A 22,209-nucleotide genomic window follows, 5' to 3' on the forward strand; every position below is an offset into this window, starting at 1 on the left:
CCGCCGACCGAAGGAGAGACCGCATGCCATCCGCGACGCTGCCGCGGTTCGACCTCTTGGGCTGGGCCGAGGAGGACATCGCCCACCCGTACCCGGTGTACCGGCGCTACCGCGAGAACGCGCCGGTACACCGCGGGGCGCCGCAGGAGGGCAGGCCCGACACCTACTACGTCTTCACCTATGCCGAGGCCGTCCACGTGCTGTCGAACCGGCGGTTCGGCCGGGACGCACGAGCGGCCTCCCCCGCCACCGGTGCGGCGTCCGGCCCGATCCCCGCCGAGTACGAGGCCCTGCGGACACTCGTCGAGAACTGGCTGGTGTTCCTGGACCCGCCGCGGCACACCGAGTTGCGTGCCCTGCTCGGCACGGAGTTCTCCCCCTCGGTCGTCGCCGGCCTGCGGCCCCGCATCTCGGAGATCGCCCACGAACTCCTGGACGGGCTCAGGGAGCACCGGGAGGCCGACCTCGTCGAGGGCTTCGCAGCACCGTTTCCCCTCCTCGTCATCTCCGCGCTCCTCGGCCTTCCGGCGGAGCACCACGGGTGGCTCCGCGCCAACGCGCTGGCCCTCCAGGAGGCCAGCACCACCAGGTCGCGAGGCGGTGCGGGCGGCTACGCGCGGGCCGAGGCGGCCTCCCGGGAGTTCTCCCGCTACTTCCGCCGGGAGGCCCGCGGCCGCTGCGGCGGCGGCGCCGACGACACGCGCGGGGACCTGCTCACGCGCCTCGTCCGCGCCCAGGAGGAGGGCGCACCGCTGGGCACGGACGCTCTGGTGGGGACCTGCGTCCATCTGCTGACCGCCGGACACGAGACCACGACCAACTTCCTGGCGAAGGCGGTCCTGGCACTTCGGGCGCACCCGCAGTCCCTGGAAGAGCTCCGCGCCGATCCCGAGCTGACGCCGGGTGCGGTCGAGGAACTCCTGCGCTACGACCCGCCGGTGCAGGCGGTGACGCGCTGGGCGTACGAGGACACGCACCTGGGCGGGCACGAGGTGCCGCGCGGCAGCCGGGTGATCGCACTGCTGGGTTCGGCGAACCGGGATCCCGCGCGTTTCCCCGACCCCGGCACCCTCGACCTGCACCGCCCCGCCGACCGCCACCTGGGCTTCGGCTTCGGCATCCACTACTGCCTGGGCGCGGGGCTGGCGCGCGCCGAGGCCGAGATCGGCCTCACCGCGCTGCTGAACCGCCTGCCCGGCCTGGACCACGGACGGCAGCACGTCGAGTACGCCGACGACATGGTCTTCCACGGGCCGGCCCGCCTGGTGCTCAGCACGAGCGGCCTTCCCTGATCCACCACCGCACGCCGGCAGCGCCGAAGAGTCCGTACGAGGAGAAGCAGCCATGACGCAGCAGTCCGATCCCGCCCGCAACGCGACCACCGATTCCACCTCCGGACCCACCGCCGACTCCGTCGGGCAGGCCTACGAACTGTTCTCCGAGGCCGGTGCCACCACCGCCCTGGGCGGCAACATCCACGTGGGCTACTGGGACGACGACCAGGACCTGCCGATCGCCGAGGCCACCGACCGTCTCACCGACCTCGTCGCCGAGCGTCTCGCCCCGCAGCCGGGGCAGCGGCTCCTGGACGTGGGCTGCGGCAACGGGCTCCCGGCCCTGCGCATCGCGCAGAGGCGCAGGGTACGGGTCACCGGCATCACCGTCAGCCGCCCGCAGGTGGAGCAGGCTTCCCGGGAGGCGGACGGGTCCGAGGCCCGCGGCCTGGTCGACTTCCAGTTCGCCGACGCCATGAAGCTCCCCTACGAGGACGGTTCCTTCGAGGGGGCCTGGGCCATCGAATCGCTGCTCCACATGCCCGACCAGAGCGCCGCGCTGGCCGAGATCCACCGGGTGGTGCGCCCCGGCGGCAGGCTCGTCGTCGCCGACCTGTGCCAGCGGCAGCCGTTCACCGGCGAGGACAGGTCCGTGCTGGACGGCATGGTACGAGCATACGAGATCGCCGGCATCAACACGCCCGACGAGCACCGTGCGCACCTGGCGGAAGCGGGCTGGGAGTTGTTGGAACTGACGGACATCGGCGAGCAGGTCCGCGCCAGCTACCGGCACGTCTCGGCGACCTTCCGGGAACTCGCCACCACCCTCGACGGCTTCGCCGCGGAGCAGATCACCGAGGCGGCCGACCTGATGGAGGCCTTCGGCAGGCACCCGCACGCCGGCTACCTCCTGATCACCGCGCAGCGGTCCTGACCCGAAGCCGGCCGGTTTCGTCCGGACCTGCGTGACGAAACCCGGCGGGCACCGGCTCGTTCCGATCCCCCGCAGACAGGGAGTTCTCCGATGTCGTCCAGCCCCGTCCCCCCTCTCGCCGTCTCCGCACCGGTGCCCGGCGCTCCCGGCTCCGCGTCCCTGGCAGCCCCCGGCCCCGTTGCCGTGCGCCCACGCGAGGATCACGAACTGGTCGAACGTCTCGCCCTGTCGGCCGCGACGCCCCGGGGGGCGCACCTGCGCACCGAGGACGTCCACACCTGGCTGGTCGAGCGCCACCGGGCTCACGCCTTCCACGTACGACGCATACCGTTCGCGGAGCTGGGCGACTGGCGGTTCGAACCGGGCTCCGGCAATCTCGCGCACCGCAGTGGGCGGTTCTTCACCGTCGAGGGCCTGCACGTCGTGGAGCGCGACGGACCCTTCGGCGACGGACCCCGCCGGGAGTGGCAGCAGCCCGTCATCAGCCAGCCGGAAGTCGGCATCCTGGGAATCCTAGCCAAGGAGTTCGACGGGGTCCTGCACTTCCTGATGCAGGCCAAGATGGAGCCGGGCAACCCCAATCTGATACAGCTCTCACCGACCGTGCAGGCCACCCGCAGCAACTACACCAAGGCCCACCGGGGCACGGACGTCAAGCTCATCGAGCACTTCGGCCGACCCGACCCCGACCGGGTCGTCGTCGATGTCCTCCAGTCCGAACAGGGCTCGTGGTTCTACCGCAAGTCCAACCGCAACATGGTCGTCGAAACCACCGACGAGGTCCCCGTACTGGACGACTTCCGCTGGCTCACCCTCGGCCAGATCGCCGAACTGCTGCACGAGGACGACCTGGTCAACATGGACGCCAGGACCGTGCTGGCTTGTCTGCCGTATCGGGACCCCGCGCCCGGCGCGCTGCACTCCGACACCCAGCTCCTGTCGTGGTTCACCGGCGAGCGCTCCCGCCGCGACGTGCGCGCCCGCCGGATTCCGCTCGCCGACGTGCGCGGCTGGAAGCACGGCGCCGAGGCGATCGAGCACGAGGACGGCCGCTTCTTCAAGGTGATCGCCGTCTCCGTGCAGGCCGGCAACCGTGAAGTGGTCCGCTGGACCCAGCCGTTGATCGAGCCCATCGGCCTGGGAGTCTCGGCGTTCCTCGTGCGCGAGTTCGACGGGGTGCCGCACGTACTGGTGCAGGCCAGGGCCGAAGGCGGCCTGCTGGACACGGTCGAGCTGGGTCCGACCGTGCAGTGCACGGTGGAGAACCACTCCCACCTGCCGGCGGCGGACCATCCGCCCTTCCTCGACGTCGTCCTGGGTGCGGCCGCCTCGCGCATCCGCTACCAGGCGGTGCACGGCGAGGAGGGCGGACGCTTCCTGAACGCCAGGAGCCGCTACCTCCTGGTCGACGCCGACGAGTCCGCGGCCCCGCTGCCGCCACCGCCCGGCTACACCTGGGCCACCCCGGGTCAGCTCACCGCACTCACCCGGCACGGCCACTACCTGAACGTGGAGGCCCGCACGCTCCTGGCCTGCCTCCATGCCGTGGCAGCACGCCCCCGGTCCCAAGAAGAGATGTGACATGACACGCACACCACAGACCCACCGACCGCTGGTCACCGTGCTCGGCGCCTCGGGCTTCGTGGGTTCCGCCGTCGTCCGCGCGCTGTCGAGCCGTCCGATCCGCCTGCGGACCGTGTCGCGCAGGCCGGTCACCCCCGTGGCGGGCGACGCGGAGACGACCGTCGTCACCGCCGACCTCACCGACCGGGCCGCCCTCGCCGAAGCGGTCGCCGGCTCGGACGCCGTGGTGTCCCTGCTCCTGGCGGACGGCGGGTGGCGGGCCGCCGAGAGCGACCCGGGCGCTGAACGCTTGCACGTCGGGGTGATGCGCGACCTCGTCGACGTACTGCGTCCGGCCGCCGACGGGACCCTGCCACTGGTGCTGTACGGGGGCGCCGCCTCCCAGGTGGGAGTCCCACCGCGCGAGCCGCTCGACGGCAGCGAGCCGGACCACCCCGAAACGGCGTACGACCGGCAGAAGCTGGCGGCGGAGCAGATCCTGCTGAAGGCGACCGCCGCCGGCCGGGTGCGCGGCATCAGCCTGCGCCTGCCCATGGTGTTCGGTGAGTGCGCGGCGCCCGGAGCCACCGATCGCGGTGTCGTGTCCGCCATGGCCCGGCGGGCCCTCGCGGACCAGGCACTCACGATGTGGCACGACGGCACGGTACGGCGCGACCTGGTGCACGTCGACGACGTCGCGGCGGCGTTCGCGGCGGCACTGGACCGCCCGGACCCCCTGGTGGGCGGCTTCTGGCTGATCGGCGCGGGCCGGGGCGACGCGCTCGGCGATGTCTTTCGTCTGGTCGCCCGCAGCGCGTCCGACCACACGGGACGCCCCCCGGTGGACGTGGTGTCCGTGGAACCTCCCGCACACGCTCCCCCGACGGACTTCCGCAGCGTGACCATCGACTCCTCGCCGTTCCGGGCGGCCACCGGCTGGAGCCCGCGGCTGTCGCTGCCCGAGGCGGTGCGCCGTACGGTCGCGGCCCTGGCACGCCGGCCGGACGAAGGCCGGTGAGCACACCTGCTCCCCGTACATCCACCCCACAGTTCTCGAAAGGCTGGCACATGACCACGCGCGTATGGGATTACCTGGCGGAGTACGAAGCCGAGCGTCTGGACGTCCTCGACGCAGTGGAGACGGTCTTCAACTCGGGCCAACTCGTGCTCGGCGCGAGCGTGCTCGGTTTCGAGGCCGAGTTCGCCGCCTACCACGGGGTGGACCACTGCGTCGGCGTCGACAACGGCACGAACGCCATAAAGCTGGGCCTCCAGGCACTGGGCATCGGCCCCGGCGACGAAGTGATCACCGTGTCGAACACCGCGGCGCCGACTGTGATCGCCATCGACTCCACCGGAGCCACCCCCGTCTTCGTCGACGTCCGCGCCGACGACTTCCTCATGGACACCGACCAGGTGGCCGCCGCGATCACGGACCGCACGCGGTGCCTGCTGCCGGTGCACCTGTACGGGCAGTGCGTGGACATGGCTCCGCTGAAGGAACTGGCCGCCCAACACGGGCTGACCGTTCTGGAGGACTGCGCGCAGGCCCACGGGGCACGGCAGAACGGGACCCCGGCGGGGGCCGCGGGCGACGCGGCCGCCTTCTCCTTCTACCCGACCAAGGTCCTCGGCGCCTACGGGGACGGCGGCGCGACGCTCACCTCCGACGCGACCGTGGAGCGACGGCTGCGACGGCTGCGGTACTACGGGATGGAGGAGCGCTACTACACCCTGGAGACACCGGCTCACAACAGCCGTCTGGACGAGGTCCAGGCCGAGATCCTGCGGCGCAAGCTCAAGCGGCTCGACACCTACGTCGCCGACCGCCGCGCCGTCGCGCAGCGTTACGTCGACGGCCTCGCCGACACCGAGCTCGTACTGCCGCGCACCGTCCCGGGCAACGAGCACGTGTACTACGTGTACGTGGTGCGCCATCCCCGGCGCGGGGACATCATCGAGCGCCTCAAGGCGTACGACATCCACCTGAACATCAGCTACCCGTGGCCGGTGCACACCATGACCGGGTTCGCCCACCTCGGATACGCGACGGGCTCGCTCCCGGTCACGGAGGCGCTGGCCGGTGAGATCTTCTCGCTGCCGATGTACCCCTCGCTCTCCCCCGGCCGGCAGGACAAGGTCATCGACGCCGTGCGCGAAGTATTGGCCACGCTGTGAGGGCCCCGGCGCCCCGCCGGCCCCCAACTCCCACCGGACAACCCGCCGAGAAGTCCATCGAGCCATCGGAGCAGACGACATGAAGGCCCGCAAACTCGCTGTCGAGGGGGCACTCGAATTCACCCCCAGCGTCTTTCCCGACGACCGGGGCAGGTTCCTCTCGCCCTTCCAGGAGGAGGCGTTCACCGCGGCGCACGGCGCCCCGCTCTTCCGCGTCGCGCAGACCAACCACAGCGTGTCCCGGCGCGACGTGGTCCGGGGGGTCCACTTCACCGCGACGCCTCCCGGTACGGCGAAGTACGTCTACTGCGCCCGGGGCAAGGCCCTGGACATCGTGGTCGACATCCGGGTCGGCTCGCCCACCTTCGGGCAGTGGGACTCGGTGCTGATGGACCAGCAGGATCACCGGGCCACCTACTTCCCCGTGGGAGTGGGCCACGCGTTCGTGGCACTGGAGGACGACACCGTCATGTCGTACATGCTCTCCGAGAGCTACGTGGCGCTGCACGAACTCTCGCTGTCCGTCCTGGATCCGGCCCTGGGACTGCCCCTGCCCGCGGACACCGAACTCGTCCTCTCCGACCGGGACCGCGCGGCGCCCACCCTCGCCGAGGCGCAGAAGCAGGGCCTGCTGCCCGACTACGAACGGTGCCAGGAGATCGAACGCCGACGCCTGCCGAACACCGCGACGGTGGGCGACTCCTGACCCGTACGACCTTCCCCAGGGCCCCTGAACCACCTGCCCACATCACCTGTTCACACCTCTCGCGCCTCTCACACCTCAGAACGAAAGGCCATGCCATGACCGAGACCAAGACCGCCCAGACCCTTCCCGTGCCCGGAGCCGTGGGCGAGCTGTACGACCGGCTGACGCTGAGCGCGATGCGCGACGGCAGCTTCAACACCAACGTGCACATCGGCTACTGGGACACACCGGACTCCGAGGCCACGATCGAGGAGGCGATGGACCGGCTCACCGACGTGTTCATCGACTGGCTGAAGGTCGACGGTTCGTCCCACGTCCTCGACTTGGGCTGCGGGGTGGGTGGTCCCGGCCTGCGGCTCGTCTCGCACACCGGAGCCCGGGTCACCGGCATCAGCATCAGCGAGGAGCAGGTGAAGACCGCCAACCGGCTGGCGGCCGAGGCCGGGCTCGCCGACCGGGCCTCGTTCCAGCACGGCGACGCGATGAAGCTTCCCTTCGCGGACGCGTCGTTCGACGCCGTGATGGCGCTGGAGTCGATCTGTCACATGCCGGACCGGCAGCAGGTGCTCACCGACGCAGCCCGGGTGCTCGCCCCGGGCGGCCGCCTCGTCCTGACCGACGTGTTCGAGCGCCACCCGCGCAAGGAGGTCCGTCACCCGGGCATCGACAAGTTCTGCCGCGACCTGATGTCCACGACGGCGGACGTCGACGACTACGTCGCGCTGCTCCACCGCAGCGGACTGCGGCTGCGCGGCATCCTCGACATCACGGAGCAGACCACGCTGCGTCTCGCCGAGGAACTGGGGAAGCTCGCCACCGCGGAGGACCGCCCCGCGGCCATGAACGAGGGCAACTTCGCCTTCTCCGACGACGCCTTCCAGCCCTCCGACCTGGCGGGTGTCGACGACTTCGGCTGCCTGCTGGTCATCGCAGAACGCCTGTGAACCGCTGACCGTGCCGCGTCGTCCCACCGAGATCCCCCCAGACCAGCCCCAGAAACGAAAGGCGAGAGCGACATGACACGTTCCGGTGAGCGGACCGATCTGGAGCGCACTGACGTGCTGATCGCGGGTGGCGGCCCGGTCGGGATGGCGCTCGCGCTGGACCTGACGTACCGCGGGATCGACTGCATGGTCATCGACGCCGGCGACGGCACGGTTCGCCACCCCAAAGTAAGCACCATCGGTCCGCGCTCGATGGAACTGTTCCGCCGCTGGGGTGTCGCGGACGCGATCCGCGACACCGGCTGGCCGGCCGATCACCCTCTGGACATCGCCTGGGTCACCAAGGTCGGCGGCCACGAGGTCCACCGCTACCGCCGTGGTACGACGAAGGAGCGTCCCGCCTTCGCGCACACCCCCGAACCCGACCAGATGTGCCCGGCCCACTGGCTGAACCCGGTGCTGACGCGGGCCGTCGGCATACACCCGGACGGCCCGCTGCGGCTGCGTACGACCGTCGACGACGTGCGTCAGCACGCCGAGCACGTCGATGCCACCCTCACCGACCACACCACCGGAACGACTGGTTCCGTACGGGCCCGGTACCTGGTCGCCTGCGACGGCGCGGCCTCCCCCATCCGGCGGTCCTGCGGCATCGACGCCCCCGCGCGCCATCGCCCGCAGGTCTTCCGCAACATCCTCTTCCGCGCCCCCGCGCTCAAGGACCGGCTCGGCGACCGCGCCGCGCTCGTCTACTTCCTCATGCGGTCGTCCACACTGCGCTTCCCCATGCGTTCACTGAACGGCAGCGACCTGTACAACCTGGTCGTGGGGGTGGAGGACGAGACGGCGCCCCGCATCGACGCGCTGTCACTGATCAACGACGCCCTCGCGTTCGACACGCCGGTGGAACTGCTGGGAGACGGGGAGTGGCACCTCACCCACCGCGTCGCCGACCGGTACCGGTCGGGCCGTGTCTTCCTCGCCGGCGACGCGGCGCACACGCTGTCGCCCTCCGGCGGTTTCGGGCTCAACACCGGCATAGCCGACGTCGCCGACCTGGGCTGGAAGCTCGCCGCCACGCTGAACGGCTGGGCCGGGAGCCAACTCCTCGACACGTACGAGACCGAGCGCAGGCCCATCGCCGTGGAAAGCCTGAACGAGGCCCACCTCAATCTCCAGCGCACCATGCGCAGGCAGGTGCCGCCCGAGATCCACCTCGACGGGCCCGAGGGCGAGCGCGCCCGTACGGTGATGTCGGAGCGCATGCAACAAAGTGGCGTGCAGCGGGAGTTCGACGCACCGGAGATCCACTTCGGGCTGCGCTACCACTCCCCCGTCATCGTCGAGGACCCCGGACTGCCGGTGCGCCACGGCAAGCCGGACGCCGCCTGGCGCCCCGGCAGCGAGCCGGGATACCGCGCCGCGCACGCGTGGTGGGACGACACCCGCTCGACCCTCGACCTGTTCGGGCCCGGATTCGTGCTGCTGTGCTTCGCCGAGCACGCCGCGCTCCCGCGATTCGAGAATGCGTTCGTCGAGCGGGGCGTGCCGCTGACCACACACAGGGGGCGTGAGGGCGAGGTGTCCAAGCTCTACGAACGCTCCTTCGTGCTGGTCCGCCCGGACGGCCATGTGGCGTGGCGCGGCGACAATCTGCCCGAGGACCCGGCGGAACTGGTCGACACGGTAAGAGGGCGGCCCCGGCTGCCATGGCCTTCTGGGCACCGGAGGCGAGGCGACCTGAGGCGCTGATGCGGCCCGGGGCGTCCCACTGCTCGGGGGTGTCGGAACATCGATCTTGATGTCCTCCACGGGACCGAAGGTGCCGTCGGCGCCCTTGTCGAAGAACGTGCCGCGGCCCGCCCCCAGGGCTTCATGTGCTGGCACGGTGCTGACGTGTGTCAGCACCGATCTGCCGCGATTCCTGGCTGGCGAGCCCCTCCAGCTCCCGCACCGAACCCGTGCTGCTCCGGGAACACGGCCACGGGAGGGAAGATCCGGGGGCGCTCCTGGCTGCGGTCTCCCGGCCGTCAGGCGCGCAGCAGGGTGACGGTGCGCCCGGAGGGCGTGGTCTGCTGCGAGAAGGCGGTGCGCTCGTGGACCGGGGCTGCCTGCGGGCGGGTGTCGAAGACGACGAGGGTGCCCGTGGACAGCTCCATGCGGTCCAGGTAGTCGTCCAACTGCGCCAGCCCCTCGGCGAGGGGGTCGGTGCGGCCCTGGCGCCACACCTTCAGCTCCAGCGCCTCGCGCTGCACCGCCCGCGAACCGTCGGCAGTGGTGTACGGCTGGCGAATCAGCAGGTCCACGCGCCGCCGGCCGACCCCGTACTCCCGGTCGATGAAACCCGCCCCGTTCACGATCCGGTGCAGGTAGGCCATCATCACCAGCTGTGCTGCGGCCTCCGGGTAGGTCGAAGCGGTGGCCAGGATCTCGCCGTTCTCCCGCCAGAACTCGGCGAAGGAGCACAGCAGCTTGTCCATGTCGATCCGGCCGTCCGGCAGCCGGAAGCTGCTCGGGACGGCGACGACCTGGCCCTCCGTATTGTTTCCCAGGACCCGGACAATGACCTCCTGGTAGATCGGATTGGCCACCCGCACCGGCGCGTCCGGAGCGACCAGCCCCAGGTCGCGCACGTACGCCAGATCGTCGTCGTACGTGTCCGTCGGCAGGAGCAGCTCGCCCGCGATCAGCGGCTGGATCACCCGCCGCACCCGGTCCTCGCCCAACCTGGCGGCCAGCGAGTCCAGATGCGTCGCACGCGCCAGGATCAGCCGCTCCTTCGCCTCCTCCATGTGCTCGGCCGTGATCGGCCTGTCCGACGGCACCCCCATCTCCTCGACGACCTCCCGGGCCAGCGCGTTGACCAGCCACGGCTGTCCCTGGGTAAAGCTGAAGGCACGCTCCAGCGCATCCACCGTGAAATCCTGGCCCGTCTCCGTGGTGTGCTGCCCGTACAGCTCGGCGACCTCGGCCTCGGTGAAGTCGCCCAACCGCAGCGACGCCACCTTGATGTTGAACGGACTCGACGTACCAAGGCGCCCCGGATCCCCGCCCGAGGCCGCCTTGTAGTCACGCACATCCCGCAGCCCGCACAGCACCACCGCATGCGGGAAGCCGCCACGGCTGACAGTGAAGCCATCGCGCAACTGGCGCAGCACACTGCGCAGGCTCTCCCCCCGCAGCGCGTCGATCTCGTCGAAGAACAGCACCAGCGGACGCGGACAGTTCCGCACCCACTCAGTCAGCCCCCGCGTGAGCCGGGACCCGGGCACCGCGTCGGGCCAGGAGGCGGGGGGCGCGAGCTCAGCAGGAAGCCCAGCGGACTCCGCGGACCGCCGAATCGCCTCCAGCACCAGCAGCTCGGCCTGGCCGTAGTCCTCCCCGGCCACCTCCGCGCTCTCGCACGAGAAGTGCAGCGCCGCGTACCGGCCCGAGGCTGTCAGTTCCCGGGACATCGCCGCCAGCACCGTCGTCTTCCCGGTCTGCCGTGGCGCGTGCACCACGAAGTACTGGCCCTGCTCGATGTACCCGCGGGCCCTGGGCAGCCGCTCCTGGGCCGGCACCATGTAGTGACGCGTGGGGACGCACGGCCCGGCCGTATTGAAGTAGCGCATACCTCGCACGCTAGCCGACGGCACCGACAACCTGAGGCGACCGTGCACCCGACCATCGGCTACACCACCCCGTACGGGCACGAAGAGCAGCGGTGCTCCGGTGCGGAGATCGCCCGGCGGGCAGACGCAGAAACGCGGCCGGCGCCCGCTGGGGTGCAGTGACCGCTGGAGCGCCTCCGGCGACCGCCAGGGCATGCAGGTCACCGCGGCACAGCTCTTCACGGGCCGATCAGCTCATCCGGGGCACCGTTGTCGTCCCAGTCGGCCTCATTCATCCTGCCCTTGCCGAAAATCTCATCCGGGCTAGTGAGCGACCGGGGCGCGCACTGCGGCCAGTGTCCTGTTGGACAGTTTGGCCGCGGGTCAGGGGCCGGTTCCCCGCGACCACGAACGCCCGCAAGCGGCTGTACCTGCTTCGCCACGGCGGCAAGGAATGGCTGGACGAAGATCGACACAGTCGCATCGCCGTGGAGACCCGCATGGGCCGCGAGGTCGCCGGCGCGGAAGGTCTCTACTCGCACGTTGCCCTGGCCATGGAGCAGGAGATTGCCGATTCGCTGCAAAGCAGGTGGCTGCGTTTCGCGGCCAGCGAGAGAGAGCACTGGAAGGCACCATCCCCCACTGCCCTACTATTCGATCTTGAAGAGTGGCGGAAAACAGCAGGTCAAAGCCGCTCAGTACACGTCGACATAGTTTCGTTCATGAAGTTCATCACCACCAAGAGCTTCATGCCGTTCGTGATCTACCGGATCCTGCTGGGCATCCTGCTGTTCGTACTGATCGGCACGGACGTGCTGAGCCCGCACGCGGGTGAATCGGGCAGCTGATCCAGGGCCGCACAGGTAGCGCGGCGCTCGGCTACCTCACACCAGCCGAGTTCGAACAGCAACTGATCACGTCACGTACGCTGTCACTCGTCGTATGAAACCCGGTGTCCGCTCCGGGGGATCAACCTCAACCCGCCCCTTGCCCCCCCCACGTCATGAAAGTGGGGGGCAAGGGGCGGCGCTCGAGATCGGGCCGCCGCGGACGGGATCCGCCGCGGAGCCGGGGCTCCGCCCGGTCAGCTCTTGTCGCAGAGCGCGGCCACCAAGGTGGCGCTCCGGTTGACGCCGCCGCCGCTGCCGCTGCCGGCCATGGCGTCGATGTCGTTCACGCCGAGATTGTTGACCTCGACGAAGGCCGCCCGGCCGTCGGCCGTGGCCGCCGCGATGGTCTGGTAGCCCGGCCAGATGCCGTAGTGCCCCCAGGCCTCACCACCGCACGGGAGGGTGAACCTGTCCACGCCGAGGCCGTAGTTCGGGGCGGTGCTGCCCGGGGCGTTGGTGGGGGTGAGCATCTCGGTGAGTTGCGCGGAGGGGACCACCTCGCCGGCCATGAGGGCCTGGAAGAACCGGGTGGCGTCGGCCCCGCTGGTGACCAGACCGCCGCCGGAGAGGCCGATGCTCGGCTCCACGCGATCGGTGACGTCGATCGAGAAGAATCCCAGGTCGAGGTGCCCGCGCACGTGCCCCGGGGGCAGGGTCGGATCCCCCGGCGTGGGAAGGTAGGTGTTGGTCAGGCCGAGCGGGGTGACGATCCGGGAATTGACCGCTTGGCCGTATGTGGTGCCGGTGGCCTTTTCGATGATCATGCCGAGCAGCATGTAGTTGGTGCCGGAGTAGTGATAGCCCGCTCCCGGGGCGAAGTACGGTGGCTTCGAGAGCCCCCAGGAAGCCAGCTCGGCCAGCGTGTGTGTCCTGTTCTGCTGGACGATCAGGAAGTCCAGAAGGTTGGCTTGCTTCGCTTCGAGGTAGTCGTAGATGCCGCTGGTGTGGTTGAGCAACTGGCGGACGTTGATCGAGTTCCCGTCGTAGCCGTTGCCCTGCACGACGCCCGGCAGGTACGTCTCGACGGAGGCGTTCAGATCGACCTTCTGCTCGGCGACCAGCTGCATGACAACGGCGGCGGTGAACGTCTTGGTCAGGCTGCCGACCTTCACCTTGTGGTCCGCGCCGAACGGCAGGTTCTGATTGATCGCCCGGGTGCCGCTGGACACGCTCCACATGTCGTCACCGTCGCGGACCACGGCTCCGGCACCGGGTGCGCCGTGGGAGGTCTTGAGGGTGTCGATCGCGGTCTGGGTCGCGTGGTGCGTTGCCGAGCCCGCAGGCGGAGCGGCGGTGGCCGCCGGCACGACGGTCGCGCTCACCGACACGGCAAGGCCCATCGCCACCAGCGTCAACTTGATTCCTAACGGTGTACGCACATCAGTCCCCGTTCCCCTGAGTACTCGTGCCCCCGGCCCCAGCATCGGGCTGTGGCCCGGCCGGACTATAGAACAGGGCTGAGGGGATCGCCCAGGGCTGCCCGAGGTGGCCGGAGATCTTCAGCCACCGGGGCCGGTCATGGCGGTTGTGCACACGCACGTGGGCGCGGCTCCGAACCGGTCCGGACTACCGCCGGTCTCGTTGCAGGGAGTCGATCACCGTGCACAGCCCATGGCTGCGGCGACAGGAGGCCCCGGCCGGTCCCGTGATCTTCGTCGGGAACACTGTCAGTCGAGGCTGAGACGCGCCAGCAGCCCCTTGGACACGGCTGGCGCCGCGCGTATCTCACAGTCCAGGGCTACCGGAGCAGACCAGCCGCCGTCAGGCGAACGGCTCCGACATCACGCAATCACGTTCAGTTGTGCTCAGCGATAGCTGTTCTGCGCCTTGGAGGATGTCCTCCAGACGACTCTTGCTTTCCGGCGTCTCCGGGACAGCAAGGCTGCTTGCGCGACTCCGGATCAACTGCTCAAGCCGGGAATCCCTGTATGCCGCGTAATCCTTGCTGGCGAGCGCTTCCTTGAGCGCCCCAGAACCCTCGTCCTCCCGTTGATCCAGCCGCGGATGTCGCGTTCGAGGTCGACGACGCTGCGGTAGCCCGGGCGGCGGAGCTTGCGGCAGCTCAGCTCGGCGAACCAGCGCTCGACAAGGTTGAGCCAGCCGACGTGCACCACTCCGCCGAAGCGGCTCGTCCATGGACCACGTCGTCCGGATCCACACCGAGATGATCATCGGTGTCCTGCGCGTCGGGCCCACACGGGCCGAGTGAGAGGTCCGGTCGCTCGACTATGCTGACACCAGCGTTGCGCCCGTGTCCGCGATCCGGGATGAGGGCCCCTGACCTCTTCGAGGCGCCTGGAGGAAGCCGTGACCGCCGAACTCCCCGACTGGATGATCCCGCCCAGGATCAGCGGCTGGGAAGCCGATGACCTCGACGGCCTCGCCCAGGCACCGCGGCACACCGAACTCATCGACGGAGCCCTGATCTTCATGATGTCGCCGCAGCGGTCCTGGCACGCCCGGCTGGTGGAGAACCTGACCTTCGCCCTGCGCCAGGCCGCCCCCGTCGGGTTCGACGCCGAGCGTGAGATGACCGTCCGGCTCGACAAGAAGAGCCGCCCCGAGCCGGACATCCTGATCACGACCGCCCCGTACGACCCCGACCGGACTTGGTACGCGCCCGAGGACGTCGCCCTGGTCATCGAGGTCGTCTCGGAGGAGTCGGCGGACCGCGACCGGTCCCTGAAGCCCTTCAAGTACGCACAGGCCAGGATCCCCCACTTCTGGCGCGTCGAGGACGAGGCCGGCGCCCCCACCGTCCACACCTACGAACTCGACGTCATGACCAGCAGCTACGTGGCCACCGGCATCCACCGCAACCGGTTGAAGGTCTCCGTCCCCGTCCCCCTCGACATCGACCTCGACAGCCTCGTGCCCTGACCGCCTCTCCCGGACGCCGGGGCACGGTTTCACGAGCTGGAAGAGTGAGCCGCCTCACGCCCCCGAGGGCGAAAACGGTTCACTCAGCTCGTACCGGCCGGTGACGTCGCCGACCAGATTGTCGGCGGGCGGGTCGAGGCGGGCGGCGCGGGCGAAGTCGACGCGGTCGAGGCGGGCCAGACGATGTCGGGATGGGCCTCGTGCCAGGCGTCCCAGATGTCGCTGCGGAGTCGGCCTCGCGGTGGCACGTCCATCCCCTGGCCCTTGGCCCACCGCCGCACCTCGGCCACCGGCGGTGTCGGCGCGGATTGTGAGGGCTCCGGTCGGTGGCGCGCGGGGACAACGGGCTGGGCGGGCGGCTGGGGCAGGGTCTCGGGGGTGGTGGCGGTGAATCCGCGGCGTTCGAGGATGCGGCGACGCTTGTGGTGCATGCGTTCCAGCCAGGGCACGTCCGCGTCGAGGTAGTCGTGGGCCTCGACGTGGGACTTCTTCATCTCGGTGTTGCGCATGATCCGGCCGACCTGCTGAATCACCCGTCCCTTGAAGGAGATCGGGCTGGTGAGGAACAGGGTGTCGAGCCTGGGGGCGTCGAATCCTTCGCCGGCCAGCTTGTCGATGGCCAGCAGCACCGGCGGGGTAGTCGTTTCATCGGCCAGGCGGGTGCGGACCCGGGCTCGCTCGGCCGGCGGCATGCCGCCGTGCAGGAGCAGCGGTTCGATGCCGTGCGCGGCGAGGGACGTGGCGAGTTGGTGGAGGTGTTCGACTCGGTTACTCAGGGCCAGGCTGCACCGTCCGCGCCGAGAGGCGTCGGCGATGTCGGCGGCGATCTGGGTGTTGCGGTCGCAGTTCGCGGCGAGTTCGCTGTAGATCGCCTGGAAGGAGGCGCCGTCGTTGCCCGGCTCGTCGGTGGTGAACGAGGTGGGGTGGACGATGAGGTGCTTGGCGAAGGCGCTGGCGTCGGCGATCTCGTGTCGGATGGGTCCGCACTGCATGGTGATCAGCGGATCCATCTGGTCCGCCCGGTAGGGGGTGGCCGACAGGCCGATCCATCGAGGGGCGCGGGCTTTGCGGATCGCGGCCTCGGCCCCCTGGGCGCCCACGGCGTGGCACTCGTCGACGACCACCAGGCCGTAGCCGTCCAGCAGGCCGTCGGGGGCGTCGCGGTGGCTGAGTGTCCGCAGCATGATCAGGTCGACCACGTGGCTGCGGCGGTCCTTGCCCGCGCCCAAGGAACCGACGCGGCCCTCGCCGAGATCGAGGAACGTGGCCAGACGGTCCTGCCACTGGGACAGCAGCTCGGAGCGGTGAGCGATGATCGCGGTGGGCGTCTTGTGGTGGGCGATCATCGCGCAGGCCATCACGGTCTTGCCCGAGCCCGGTGGCGCCACGAGCACCCCGCTGGTGTGGTCCTTGAACGCGTCGACCGCCTGGCGCTGCACCGTGGTCAGTTGACCGGTGAAGCGAGCGCTGATCGGCGCGACATCTGGGAGCTCGCTGGTGATCGTGAGCGTGCCGCCGGCGGCGGCAATGAGCTGGGCGGCCTCATCCGCCAGGCCGCGCGGCAGCTTCAGCCAGTCCGGGTCGGTGGCGTCGAAGGAGCAGACCAGGCGTGGGGTATCCCAGGTGGAGTACCGCTGGCTCTGGCGTCGGTAGAACTCCGGGTTGTGGAACGACGCCGTGTGCTTGAGCGCGGCAAGCAAGGCGGCCGGCAGGCCCTTGGCGGAGATCGCAAGCATCGCCGACAAGCGCGCCTCGACGACCTCGGGGGCCTTGCCCAGCGCGCGCCGCCGGGGCTTGGGCGGCAGGACCGGCGCGGTCGCCGACGGGCCCGCCTTGACCTCGCCGAGCTTGTCGACGAGCGCCTCGACCTGAGCCGGGGAGAGCCGCTCGGCCTGGGACAGGTGCGCGAACTGGTCGGGGTACGGCTCCCAGGTGTGCGGGTCGCAGAACACCGTGGTGCCCTTGAGGCGGGAGGCCCCCTGCAGCGGGAGCGCGATCAGGTTGCCGAACCGGGCGTTGCCCTTGGCGTTCGTCGGCAGCAGGTCCTGGGCGGGGAAGAGCCGGTCGTAGCTGGACAAGGTCATCTGCCCGCGGACGTCGATCGCCCGGCGCAGCAGCGCCATCCCCAGCGTGCGGGCGGTGACCGCGGCGACGGGATCAGTGAAGAAGGTCCACACGTGCCCGCCCGCCCCGGAGCGGGAGACCTCCACCAGGGCGGGGACACCGACGTCGTGACAGGCGGAGGCGTAGGCGGCCGCATCGCCGCGCCAGTCCTTGCCGTCCTTGCCGTCCTTGCCGTCCTTGCCGTCCTTGCCGTCGAAGTCGACCGCCAGAAGCCGGCAGGTGTCATCAGCCAGCAGCGGGTACATCCCCAGGTGGGTCTCCCGGGCGCCGGGCTCGGGGCGGGAGAGGTGGTTGTAGACGGCCCGGTCCGTCAGCGGCCAGAACACCCGCTCGGCATCGGCCTTGTTCTTGGCGAACGGGTTGTCCTCGGCGGGGCTCCAACCCGTCCGGCCCGACTTCGCGCTCACCCACCGGGTGGCGTAGACGTCCTCGCGGCCGGCGAACAGCGCCCGGAACAGGGCGATCTTCGCCTCCGTCCCGGAGGACGCGTCCGCGTACGGCAGCCCGTGGCTGCCTTCCGTGATGACCCGTGGGGGAGACTCGGGGACCGGAGCCGGCGCCCGTGGCGCGTCGGGTGCGGGAACTCCCAGCCGGGTGCGCAGACGCCGATTCTCAGCTCGCACCTCGGCAAGCTCCGCGCGTAGTTCGGCGTTCTCTTCGAGCGCCACATCGAGGCGGATGCGCAGTTCGGCCAGGTCGTTACAGTCGTACCAGTCCTCCACCCCTCCATGATCCGGATTCGCGCCCGTGGAGAGGTCGTTTTCGCGTAGATTCCCACGGGGTGATCGAGCCGATGGCCTACCCGTCCGGCGCCGGTCCGCCGGCCGCCCGGGCTTGCGCGGCCGCGAGGTACCGGCAGGTGGCGATGCGCGGCCGGCCGGGACGCGGTGGCATCCGCGTCCCGGGTGCGGATGCCGGTTCCGGGCGCGCGAGCCGCGGGGCTTGTCTGTCCCCTTTCAGCCGCGTGGCCGGGGCCATGTCTCCCGCAGCCACGCCAGGTCGGTCTCGGTGCGGATGCGGGCCGCTTGCTCACGGGTGAACACCTCGTTCGTCTTGGTCAGGACCAGGGTGTACGGGCGTCCCTGACGCCGGGTGGTGTGGGACACCGGCAGGCCGGCCAGATCGATACGGCTGTGGATGTGGCGGCGCCCGTCCTTCGCGAGCGGCCAATCCATGACCCGACGGGTGCGGGAGGTGAGGAAGGCGTCGAGGTCGGGGCAGAGGCCGCAGCCGGACCGGCAGGTACCGGCCGGGGTGAGTGACCAGTCGTCCGCCGCGCGTACGGGGCGGGTGACGGACGCGGTGAGCCGGGCCTCGCAGTGGTCGGCGAGCGTCTGGAAGGCGTGGGCCGCGGGTGCCCCGTCTCGTACGGTCGTCGGTCGGCGGGCCGCGGTGCGCAGGGCCGGGAGCAGGCATTCCAGGGCGGTGTCCGGCAGGCCGCGCAGCGCGGTGACGATCGTGTCGGCGGTTTTCGGGTCGCACGCCTGCAGGATGCGGGCCAAGGGAGCTCCCAGCCGTTCCATGCCCGCGCGGCGCTCCGCCTCGCGGCCCACGTCGAGCCAGCTGGTGAGCTGCTGCTCGACCGCTTGCCACACGCCCTCCACCAGCGGTGCCGCCACCGCGTCTCCGTCACCGTCAGCGGTCCGCAGCGCGGCACAGAGGCCGGGCAGAGACTCCAGCCACGCGGCGCGATCCGCCCCGGTGTACGCGGCGGCCGGGCCGAACCAGCTGCCGACGGCCCCGCGCGACCACGTCCGCCCGTACCGTGCGGCCGCTTCCGCGAGATCGGGGACGTGTCGCTCGCCCAGGGCCTCCACCCCGAAGGGCGCGAGGAGCATCGCGGCGGTGTCCGCTTCCTCCAGTCCCACCGCGACGTGCAGGGCGGCAGTGAAGAGTGGAGCGGCCGCTTCGCCCGAACCGTGATGCTTCCAGATCGGGGCGAGCGACCGGGCGAGCGTACGCCCCAGCTCCAACTCCCCGGCGTCCAGGTGGCCCTGGAGTTCTCGCAGGGCTCCCTCGGAGCCGGCCTCGGCGCGTGCCGCGAACGAGTGTTGCCGGGGCCAGAGCACCACTGCGGCCCGCCGGTACCAGCGGTCCAGGGTGTTGCCGTAGTTGCCCATGTAGCCCTCGTACTCGGACTGGTAGGGCGTGAGGTCCTTGCTCTCGGTGGTGGCGCACACCTCGGCGTAAGAGACGGGCAGGGAGATCTGCTCACCGTCGGCGCCGTCGGGGCGGGTCCACCAGTCGAGGGTGATCTCGTCGTCGATCAGGTCGCCCAGCTCGTAGTCGGAGAAGTCGCCACTGCGGCGGCGCTCGGCCCCGGGCTCCCCGTCGGGGTCAAGGAGGCACTCGCCCTCGCACTCCTCGTCCTCGCAGCCGTCGAAGTGCTCGACATCGCCGTAGTAGTCGTAGCGGTCGTAGGGCGGTACGGCGTCCCAGGTCTCCTTCACCTCGGCCAGTGCGAGGACCGCCTCGCAGCCTGCCTGCCCGGCGGCCTGGCGGAGCCGGGTGGCACGCGTGGCGTCGGCACCCTTGAGGCGGTCCCAGTCCAGACCACGCTGGGTGTACTCATGGTCGAGGAGGTACACGAGGCGGTTCGGGGGCGCCGTTTTCCGGCGGCCGTAGGCGTAGCGCTCTTCGGCCGGCTCGGTGAAGTGTTCGGTCAGGCAGTGGGCCAGGTCGGCGGCCGGGCCGTCGTCGTCCTCGCCGGCCGGGCGGGTGCGTTCGGCGAGGAGGTTCATGGTGAGGGTGACGCGGTAGCCGGACCTGACGGGCTTGACCTCGTGCAGGCAGTCCGCGTAGAAGGCGGCGAAGGTCAGCTTCTCCCGGGACGCCTGGTAGACGACGCTCCGGCCGGCGTGCGAGACGAGGAGTTCACCGCCGGTGTGGTGCGAGGGCAGCGAGACCACCAGGGTGCCCACCATGGAGTCGTCCTTCTCGGAGTCCTGGTGCGGCAGGAAGAACTGGCCCTTGCCGTAGACGAGCAGCGCGTGCGGTTCGGCCCGCAGGACGGTGGTGGGCGGCAGACCCAGCGCGGTACGGACGCCGTCGAGGACGCCGCTCAGGGTGCGGTCCCAGTCGGGGCCGCCCAGGGTGATCCGGTCCGGGGTGATCTCCCAGGTATCGCGCACGCTGGTGTCGGACAGCGTCTGCTCACCGCGGCCGAAGCGGGCCTGCCGGGCCTGCGCGATCAGCTTCTTGGTGACCGGAGCGCGCAACGGCAGGGGCAGCACCCCGACGCCGTCGACCTCGATCCGCAGCGCGCGGGCGGACATCTCGATGCGGGTACTGAAGTCCCCGCATCGCTCCGAGGCATCGAGCAGCTTCGCCAGTTGCTTTCGTGCTCCGTGTCCCATGGTGTTTCGTTCCCCCGGTCGGCAGCGTGCCATTCCCTCTGTCCCGGAAACCCTAGCGCTGCGGGAAGTCCCTGTTCTCAGATGCCAGAACGATGCCGTGCGGTGAGCTCTCTGAGCGGCCGCGCCGACGAACAGCCGGGCTTGCGGCGGCGGGAATCGCGGATCGCCAAGGACGACTGGCGGGCGCCGCACGCCACACGCCAGTCACCTGCCGTCCATGTTCCAGGACCTTCGCCGGCAACGGGGCCAGATCATGGCGCCGCCTGGTCTCTTCCGGGACATCTGACCAGCAGGCTCAGTAGGTCTGCGCTCAGCGTCACCTGCCCTCGGCGCCCCATCGACATACGCCCACCTGACAGGGCCTGATCTGCCCGACGGATCGCCTGACCCATCCGGCGCCGCCCGTTGGCGATGGGCCGAGCCCGCGCTGGCGCCGGCGCCGGCGGACAGGGCGGCCGTAGTCGCTGCATCAAGCTCGTGACGCGATCGTGAGTGGGTGTGCTGGTCGGGCGTGTCCGGTGTGCTGATGTGGCCCTTGTTGGTCGTGTGCGTACTCTGCCGTGGATCGTGGACCATGGCTTGTGGGCAGTGAGCGAGTCGTTGCTGCCGCTCCTGCCGGAGAGGTCGCCGGGGCCGGAGCCAGTGGGCGACCGGTTGTGCCTGCAGGGCGTTCTGCTCGACGATCCGCCGGTTGGACTGCGGACCTCGGTCACTTCTGAACCGCCGTCAAGGGGCGGCTGACCAGGGCTGCCGCCTGGCATGTGCCTTTCCGGTCGTGCCATGGCGTCCAGGGGCGTGGCCGCCGGGAGGCGGCGGCGGACCGCACGCGTCGTCGTCAGACGCGCACCGTGACATGGGGCAGCGGAGCACCACTGGCGTCGAACAGTCGGGCGCCGCAGTCGCAGTGCCCGTCGGCCACATCCTCGGAGATCAGCCACATCTGCCATGTCGAGCAGTGCGGGCAGCGCAGACCGGCCCAGACCTCCGCCGCCCTCGAGTCCCAGGTCCGCACCGCGCATCCCCGGTGTTCCAGTCCGGTCGGCGCGCCCTCGGCAGTGGTCGGGGCGACCAGCAGCTCGTAGGTGTCGGAGCCGTTCTCCCGCAGGGCGAGGGTGAAACCGAGACGGGCGAGCACACCGGAGAGATGGTCCAGTTGACGGATCGGGAAGTCACCGCGGGCCAGTGTCGTGTCACCCTCGGCCGCCTCGTAGACGGCATCGGTATCGACGTCCGTCGGCTCCACGCCGAACGCCCTCACGCGGTCGGCCGCGAACGCCGCCACCTGGCCGCGGTGGTCCTCGCCGGTCCAGTCCATGCTGTGTATCACATGGTCGACTTCGATCCCCCGGGTACGCTCGTCGGGCGTCAGGACCAGTTCCGCCAGTTCGATCATGATAACCACGCTATCAACCGCCGCGCGAAGCACAGTCGTTGGCAGGTATGTCCGGTTCGCGGCCGTCGCTGGTGATCCCTACGGGCGGTCCGCGTGAACGGCGGTTGCCGTCCAGCGGGTTCACCGGGTGCGCGACGCTCCCGGGAATCGGGCCGCCGGCCTTCTTCGTCGTGTCGTGGCTCCGGCGGCCGGAGCCACCCGAGGGAGCGCTCCACGGGCTGCTTCCCACAGTCGTACTCGCGCTCCCGTCGTTTTGACAGTCCATGTCCGGCAGTCACTGGGCGACCCGGTGCCAGTGGCGGCGCAGGACCTCCAGGTCGGGCCAGTAGCCGGCTGCCGGTCCGGCGGCGTAGGCCGCGCCGCCGTCCGGCGCT

14 protein-coding genes and 2 pseudogenes are annotated in these 22,209 nt (G+C 70.5%); 10 read left to right on the top strand and 6 right to left on the bottom strand.

Annotated elements, in window-relative coordinates; translation table 11 throughout:
* Positions 1–23 precede the first annotated feature (23 nt).
* The 8 genes from ACIPXC_RS23060 (at position 24) to ACIPXC_RS23095 (ending at position 9,351) form a co-directional block, all read left to right on the top strand.
* Complete coding sequence (locus ACIPXC_RS23060; RefSeq protein ID WP_401621279.1) at positions 24–1,292, top strand: cytochrome P450; 1,269 nt, start codon at positions 24–26, stop codon at positions 1,290–1,292.
* A 52-nt stretch (positions 1,293–1,344) separates the two neighbouring features.
* Complete coding sequence (locus ACIPXC_RS23065; protein WP_401621282.1) at positions 1,345–2,208, top strand: methyltransferase domain-containing protein; 864 nt, start codon at positions 1,345–1,347, stop codon at positions 2,206–2,208.
* Positions 2,209–2,298: 90 nt separating this feature from the next.
* Entirely contained in the window at positions 2,299–3,789 is a 1,491-nt protein-coding gene (locus ACIPXC_RS23070; protein WP_401621285.1) for an NDP-hexose 2,3-dehydratase family protein, read from the top strand.
* A 1-nt stretch (position 3,790) separates the two neighbouring features.
* Positions 3,791–4,789, top strand: a complete 999-nt coding sequence (locus ACIPXC_RS23075) for an NAD-dependent epimerase/dehydratase family protein (RefSeq protein ID WP_401621288.1) — start codon at positions 3,791–3,793, stop codon at positions 4,787–4,789.
* A 50-nt stretch (positions 4,790–4,839) separates the two neighbouring features.
* Positions 4,840–5,949 (top strand): DegT/DnrJ/EryC1/StrS family aminotransferase, encoded by a 1,110-nt coding sequence (locus ACIPXC_RS23080; RefSeq protein WP_401621290.1) that lies wholly within the window; start codon positions 4,840–4,842, stop codon positions 5,947–5,949.
* A gap of 79 nt (positions 5,950–6,028) precedes the next feature.
* On the top strand, positions 6,029–6,655 hold the full coding sequence (locus ACIPXC_RS23085) for a dTDP-4-dehydrorhamnose 3,5-epimerase family protein (RefSeq protein ID WP_401621292.1): 627 nt from the start codon (positions 6,029–6,031) through the stop codon (positions 6,653–6,655).
* Positions 6,656–6,750: 95 nt separating this feature from the next.
* Positions 6,751–7,599, top strand: a complete 849-nt coding sequence (locus ACIPXC_RS23090; protein WP_401621294.1) for an SAM-dependent methyltransferase — start codon at positions 6,751–6,753, stop codon at positions 7,597–7,599.
* A 72-nt stretch (positions 7,600–7,671) separates the two neighbouring features.
* Entirely contained in the window at positions 7,672–9,351 is a 1,680-nt protein-coding gene (locus ACIPXC_RS23095; protein WP_401621297.1) for an FAD-dependent monooxygenase, read from the top strand.
* A gap of 278 nt (positions 9,352–9,629) precedes the next feature.
* Here the strand turns inward: ACIPXC_RS23095 and ACIPXC_RS23100 are convergent, their stop codons facing one another.
* Positions 9,630–11,213: an ATP-binding protein gene (locus ACIPXC_RS23100; RefSeq protein ID WP_401621300.1), complete on the bottom strand. Its 1,584-nt coding sequence runs from the start codon at positions 11,211–11,213 to the stop codon at positions 9,630–9,632.
* A 689-nt stretch (positions 11,214–11,902) separates the two neighbouring features.
* On the opposite strand from ACIPXC_RS23100, the pseudogene ACIPXC_RS23105 reads away from it, so the two are divergent.
* A pseudogene (locus ACIPXC_RS23105) lies at positions 11,903–12,040 on the top strand (undecaprenyl-diphosphatase); the annotation flags it as partial.
* Between the two features lie 236 nt (positions 12,041–12,276).
* Here the strand turns inward: ACIPXC_RS23105 and ACIPXC_RS23110 are convergent.
* Both ACIPXC_RS23110 and ACIPXC_RS23115 read right to left on the bottom strand, forming a co-directional pair.
* A complete protein-coding gene (locus ACIPXC_RS23110; RefSeq protein WP_401621303.1) occupies positions 12,277–13,422 on the bottom strand; it encodes a serine hydrolase domain-containing protein in 1,146 nt (381 codons plus the stop codon).
* A gap of 648 nt (positions 13,423–14,070) precedes the next feature.
* Positions 14,071–14,181: pseudogene (locus ACIPXC_RS23115) on the bottom strand (IS630 family transposase); the annotation flags it as partial.
* Positions 14,182–14,413: 232 nt separating this feature from the next.
* Here ACIPXC_RS23115 and ACIPXC_RS23120 point away from each other — a divergent pair.
* Complete coding sequence (locus ACIPXC_RS23120; protein WP_401621417.1) at positions 14,414–14,962, top strand: Uma2 family endonuclease; 549 nt, start codon at positions 14,414–14,416, stop codon at positions 14,960–14,962.
* 83 nt (positions 14,963–15,045) lie between these two features.
* Here ACIPXC_RS23120 and ACIPXC_RS23125 read toward each other — a convergent pair whose 3' ends face one another.
* The 3 genes from ACIPXC_RS23125 to ACIPXC_RS23135 all read right to left on the bottom strand — a co-directional run bounded on the left by ACIPXC_RS23125 (position 15,046) and on the right by ACIPXC_RS23135 (position 21,835).
* Entirely contained in the window at positions 15,046–17,808 is a 2,763-nt protein-coding gene (locus ACIPXC_RS23125) for a TOTE conflict system archaeo-eukaryotic primase domain-containing protein (RefSeq protein ID WP_401621306.1), read from the bottom strand.
* A 234-nt stretch (positions 17,809–18,042) separates the two neighbouring features.
* Positions 18,043–20,442 (bottom strand): 2OG-Fe(II) oxygenase, encoded by a 2,400-nt coding sequence (locus tag ACIPXC_RS23130; RefSeq protein ID WP_401621309.1) that lies wholly within the window; start codon positions 20,440–20,442, stop codon positions 18,043–18,045.
* Between the two features lie 835 nt (positions 20,443–21,277).
* On the bottom strand, positions 21,278–21,835 hold the full coding sequence (locus ACIPXC_RS23135) for a hypothetical protein (protein ID WP_401621312.1): 558 nt from the start codon (positions 21,833–21,835) through the stop codon (positions 21,278–21,280).
* Positions 21,836–22,209: the final 374 nt, after the last annotated feature.

This window comes from Streptomyces sp. NPDC090021 (assembly GCF_044748225.1).
Lineage (GTDB): Bacteria > Actinomycetota > Actinomycetes > Streptomycetales > Streptomycetaceae > Streptomyces.